The organism is Thermogemmatispora sp., from assembly GCF_019683755.1.
Taxonomy (GTDB): domain Bacteria; phylum Chloroflexota; class Ktedonobacteria; order Ktedonobacterales; family Ktedonobacteraceae; genus Thermogemmatispora.
This window is the reverse complement of sequence record NZ_JADGHT010000335.1, coordinates 1-5,018: the sequence shown is the minus strand read 5'-3', so window position 1 is coordinate 5,018 and position 5,018 is coordinate 1. Positions and strand designations below refer to the sequence as shown.

Here is a 5,018-nt window from a genome sequence, read left to right as displayed (position 1 = left end):
TCCCCGCCCTGCCGCTCGGCGCAATTGGGTCCTGCGCGGCAGATGTCTGTGAACCCCGCCAGGTCCGTGAGGAAGCAACGGTAAATGGACCTCTCTGGGCGTCGCAGGGTTGCCTGATTGCGCTGAGCGGCAGGGCCGGGCGAAAGCCGGTTTTCTGTCTCTGTCTATGTGGCTCGCGTTTCTATCTGCCTCAGACGCGCATTCGGCTCGCGCATTTCGTTGCGCTCTGTTCTGTCCCACGTTCGGCGGCATAGTAGCACCGCTCGGCGGTGTGCTGCTTTTGCCGGCATGGCACGCAGACCTACGCAACTTCACCCGACCTGTTGGTCACCTGGCCGCTACTGCACTGGCCAGGATCGGTTCGCGTGAGAGAGGCGCCTTGTCTTGCTTCCTGCTCACCCGCTAGCCTGGCAGGCAGCTAAAAGACGAGAGTGCATCCCTATGAGTTCGCAGGCTCTTTATCGCAAGTGGCGTTCACAAACCTTTGAGCAGATGGTCGGCCAAGAGGCCGTTGTTGAGACGCTGAAAAATGCGCTCAGCAGCGGCAAGCTGGCGCATGCCTATCTGTTCACAGGCCCGCGTGGCACTGGTAAAACGACTACCGCTCGCCTGCTCGCGAAAACCATCAATTGCCAGCAGCCCCGCAATGGCGAGCCGTGCAATGAGTGCCAACAGTGCCGGGAGATTACCGCCGGCACCTCTTTCGATGTGATCGAGATCGACGCCGCCTCAAATCGCGGTATTGACAATATCCGTGAGCTGCGCGAGAAGGTCATGGTGCGCCCCACCTCCGGCAAGTATAAGGTCTATGTCCTCGATGAGGCCCATATGCTAACGACAGAGGCCTTTAACGCCCTGCTGAAGACGCTGGAGGAGCCACCTGAGCACGCGATCTTTGTGCTGGCCACGACCGATATGCATAAGATGCCAGCTACCGTAATCTCACGCTGCCAGTGCTTTTATTTCAAGCGCTTTACAACGCGGCAGATTGTGGATCACCTGCACTATATCGCTAGCCAGGAAGGGGTGACGCTTGAGGCGGGAGCTGCCGAGCTGATCGCCCGTGCCGCCGCCGGGGGCATGCGCGATGCGCTCAGCTTGCTTGATCAGGCGATTGCTTATTCGGGTGAGCGGGTCACGCTGGCTCAGGTTCAGGCCATGCTGGGCGTGGCCGATCCGCGCGCTATTGAGAAGCTGGTCCAGGCTGTGGCAGCAGAGGAGAGCGCGGCTGGCTTGCATTTGATCCACCAGCTCGCTGAGGAGGGGGCCGATTTACGTCAGGTCAATGCCCAGTTGGTAGAGTACTGGCGCGCTTTGATGCTAGCGCGCGCTGGGGCTTCGTTGGCCGAGGTTCTGGATCGCAGCGATGAGGAGATTCGTCAGATCCAGGAGTTGGCTCGCCTTTTTTCTTTGGAAGAATTGACCGGCTTTGCCCGCATTTGCGCTCAGAACGAGCTGCTTCAGAAAGGACTGGGCACGCCGCAATTGGCCCTGGAGCTGGCTTTTCTGGAGTGCCTGGAGCTGCGCCGTCGTGTTCAGGCGGGGGGCATGTCACTGCCCGCCGCCTCGACCTGGCAGGACGCTGGTGGGCCTAGCGCTTCCCCAGCTTCTCAGGCGGCGCCTCTCTCGGGACGCGGCGAGGAGATACGCGAGGAGACCAGTCCCCTGCGCCCATTCTTGCCCCCGTCACGCTCTGCGGCTGTCTCTGCCGCCCGCAGTCGCGCTGAGACCGGTCCGGCGACTCCCCCTTCTGGTCCTACTGGTACTATAGGAACAGGAGCCACCCCTGGCGTGGGGGCCGCAACTTCTAGCCCTGCTGCGACGTCTTCCACCGTTGCTCATCGTCCTCACGCCGGTAGCGCCGGCAATCGCCCTGCTTCGCGCGCTTCCTCAGGCGGCACCCTGACGCTACAGCAGGTACAACAGTCCTGGGAGATTATTCGACGCCGCGTCAGCCAGAAGAACCCGAAAGCAGCCTCCTGCCTTCAGGATTTCCGCGTTGTGGCCGTGGAGCAACATAACGGCTTGCCAGTCGTCGTTATTCAGGCCGGGCATCAACCGCACTACGATTTTCTCAGCCAGGGGAACCGTCACAAGCCGGTCGAACAGGCCCTCGAGCTGCAGTTTAGCATGAAATGTCTGGTACGCCTGTTACCACCTGGCCAGCCGCCCGGCGCTCCCCTTTTTGGACGCGCTATGCTCCGTCGAGAGCCTTCACCTCCTGTGACCAGTAGCCCTAGCTCGGAGAGCGCCTCAGAAGGGGAGTCTCTTGCAGTGGCCGCTCCACATCCAGCGACTGCCCCAGACAGCACAGAGACTGAGGCAAAGGCCAGGCCGCCCCAGCCTGCTGATGCAGAGGCTCTTGCCTCCTCCCCCCTTGCCAGAAACGGCAGCGTGACAGAAAATGATAAAGAGCGCAGGTCCGAGGGAAGAGAGCCACCAGCCGAGACCCAGGAGCCAGCGGCCCCGCCGTCTCCTGAGTCTCCAGCTTCCAACCGGCCCTTAGCCGCCAACAACCAGATTCCGCCCTCTGCCTCAGCGACCGATGCGCCGCAGGAGCAGCGTAACGGCTCTTTGCCTCCACCGGCTGTGCTGCGCGAGAAGGCAAGCAGCGATCCAAGAGTGCAAGAGGTTATCAAAACCTTTAATGCAGAGATCGTCGATATCGACATCGAAAAAAGCGAGTGAGGAGCTTCTCTCATGAACATGCGAGAAATCATGAAGGCTCAGCAGCGCCTTCAGAAATTACAGGAGGAACTAGAGCAGAGCCAGTTTAGTGGGAGCGCGGGAGGTGGCGCTGTCACTATTACCATGAAGGGGAACTACGAGATTACTGCCGTCAAAATTGATCCCGAGGCGGTGAACCCCGAAGACATCGGCGAGTTGGAGGCAATGCTGCTGGCGGCTGCCAAAGACGCCTTTAGCAAGGTGGTCGAGGCCCAACAGAAAATGGTCAGTTCTATCACAGGTGGCATGAAGATTCCAGGATTGTTCTAGGTCATGAGCGAGCTGGCTCCCCCCGTTGCGGCCTTGATCGAGGAGTTCTCGAAATTGCCAGGCATCGGCGTCAAGACCGCCCAGCGCCTGACTTTCCATGTGTTGCGCAGCCCAGCCGAGCAGGCACGCCGCCTGGCTGAGGCCATTCTCCGCGTCAAGGAGAGCATCATTTACTGCTCACGCTGCTTTAATATCACAGAGCATGATCCTTGCAGTATCTGCCAAGATCCCCAGCGCGATCGTCAGGTGGTCTGTGTGGTCGAAGAGCCGCTGGATGTCCTGGCGCTGGAACGCACCGGCGCCTACAAGGGTCTCTACCACGTGCTACATGGGGCACTCTCCCCGTTAGAAGGGATCGGACCTGACAACTTGCGCATCAAAGAGCTGCTTGAACGCGTCAGACAGGAAGAGATTCACGAGATCGTGCTAGCGACCAATCCCAATTTTGAAGGCGAGTACACGGCCAATTACCTCGTTTCTCGCCTCAAAGAGCTAAAGCCAGAACTGGCCCCACGCCAGTTGAAGATCACCAGTCTGGCCCGCGGCTTGCCCATCGGCGGCGACTTGGAATATGCTGATGAAGGTACCCTGCGTCGTTCAATCGAGGGGCGCCTCGATCTCGGCGCCTGAAGCTCAAAGCGGGCCAGGGCTTCTCGCCACGCTCGCCTGTTGACTTTCCTTGACAGATGTTCTACACTCATGCTGACCTTGCTCTTTCTAGCTCGCCAGGGCCAAAAACCAGCAGGCGAAGGTCGAGATGAGCAAACCAGCACAGCAGCAGAGCTGCAGGAGAGCGCTCAGGCAGAAAAGAGAGGAACGCTTTGTCTTCCGCTTTCTGACCCTCACGAGGGAAGATATTCTGTGAGAGCGAGTACAGCAGGAGGTCATCCGATGCTGCCCGCGATTACCTCTCACGTGGCAGGGGCATCGGTTCGCTTGTGGTTGGATACAGCACGAAAGGTGGCACTATGATGACCAGGAAAGAGAAGATGAGCATCGCTTCGGGCACCAATAGCAGCGCCCCGGCCAGTGAGCGGGAGCGCGCGCTTGAACAGGCTGTTCAGCAGATCGAGCGCCGCTTTGGTAAGGGGGCAATTATGCGCCTGGGCGAGGCGGCTCACGCTCAGGTGGAGGCGATCCCAACAGGGTCGATCGCGCTGGATCTGGCGATCGGTGTGGGCGGTGTGCCTCGCGGTCGCATTACGGAAATCTATGGCCCAGAGTCTTCGGGGAAGACCACGCTTTGTTTGCATATTATTGCCAATGCTCAGCGCGCCGGCGGCTATGCGGCTTTTATCGATGCCGAGCATTCGCTTGATCCAGCCTACGCCGCACGCTGTGGAGTGGATATCGCTAATCTGCTGATCTCTCAGCCGGATTCGGGTGAACAGGCGCTCGAGATTCTCGATGCCCTGGTCCGCAGTGGGGCCGTCGATGTGGTCGTGGTGGACTCGGTAGCCGCTTTGACTCCTCGCGCCGAAATCGAGGGCGAAATGGGCGATTCCCATGTCGGCCTCCAGGCCCGCCTGATGAGCCAGGCTATGCGTAAGCTGACGTCGGCTATCACTAATTCAAATGCAGCGATTATCTTTACCAACCAGTTGCGCGAGAAGGTCGGAGTGATGTTCGGCAATCCAGAGACCACCTCCGGGGGCCGCGCGCTGAAGTTCTATGCCTCTGTCCGTCTGGATATCCGCTCAACGGATACGATTAAGGTGGGCCAGGAGGTGGTCGGTCGCCGTACACGTGTGCGCGTGGTGAAGAATAAGGTGGCTCCTCCCTTTAAGGTGGCTGAGTTCGATATTATGTATAGCGAGGGTATTTCTCGCGAGGGTGGCTTGCTTGACCTCGGCCTGGAAATGGGCCTGGTCAAGAAGAGCGGCGCTTGGTTCACTGTGGGCGATATCCGCCTCGGTCAGGGACGCGAGAATGCGAAGGAGTTCCTTCGCCAGAATACGGATGTGGCCCAGGCTCTGGAGGAGCAGATTCGCAGTAATATGCTGTCGTTCCGCGGCGGCGAG

General features: G+C 59.6%; 4 protein-coding genes and 1 other RNA gene. All 5 read left to right on the top strand.

Going from position 1 to position 5,018, the window contains the following annotated elements; translation table 11 throughout:
* The first annotated feature begins 22 nt into the window (after positions 1-22).
* Positions 23-122, top strand: an RNA gene (gene ffs / locus IRZ24_RS16625) — signal recognition particle sRNA small type.
* 319 nt (positions 123-441) lie between these two features.
* The gene (dnaX, locus tag IRZ24_RS16620; RefSeq protein ID WP_297166563.1) at positions 442-2,688 is read left to right on the top strand and encodes a DNA polymerase III subunit gamma/tau; all 2,247 of its coding nucleotides are present in this window, start codon (positions 442-444) and stop codon (positions 2,686-2,688) included.
* 12 nt (positions 2,689-2,700) lie between these two features.
* Positions 2,701-2,997: a YbaB/EbfC family nucleoid-associated protein gene (locus tag IRZ24_RS16615; protein WP_297166560.1), complete on the top strand. Its 297-nt coding sequence runs from the start codon at positions 2,701-2,703 to the stop codon at positions 2,995-2,997.
* Positions 2,998-3,000: 3 nt separating this feature from the next.
* Positions 3,001-3,627 (top strand): recombination mediator RecR, encoded by a 627-nt coding sequence (recR, locus tag IRZ24_RS16610; RefSeq protein WP_297166557.1) that lies wholly within the window; start codon positions 3,001-3,003, stop codon positions 3,625-3,627.
* Between the two features lie 341 nt (positions 3,628-3,968).
* The coding region (recA, locus tag IRZ24_RS16605; protein WP_366914322.1) for a recombinase RecA at positions 3,969-5,018 on the top strand (1,050 nt) is incomplete at its 3' end.

Bases quoted from the DNA above. Each gene is read 5' to 3' on its own strand.
- dnaX (WP_297166563.1), top strand. From the start codon at position 442: ATGAGTTCGCAGGCTCTTTATCGCAAGTGGCGTTCACAAACCTTTGAG.
- recR (WP_297166557.1), top strand. From the start codon at position 3,001: ATGAGCGAGCTGGCTCCCCCCGTTGCGGCCTTGATCGAGGAGTTCTCG.
- IRZ24_RS16615 (WP_297166560.1), top strand. From the start codon at position 2,701: ATGAACATGCGAGAAATCATGAAGGCTCAGCAGCGCCTTCAGAAATTA.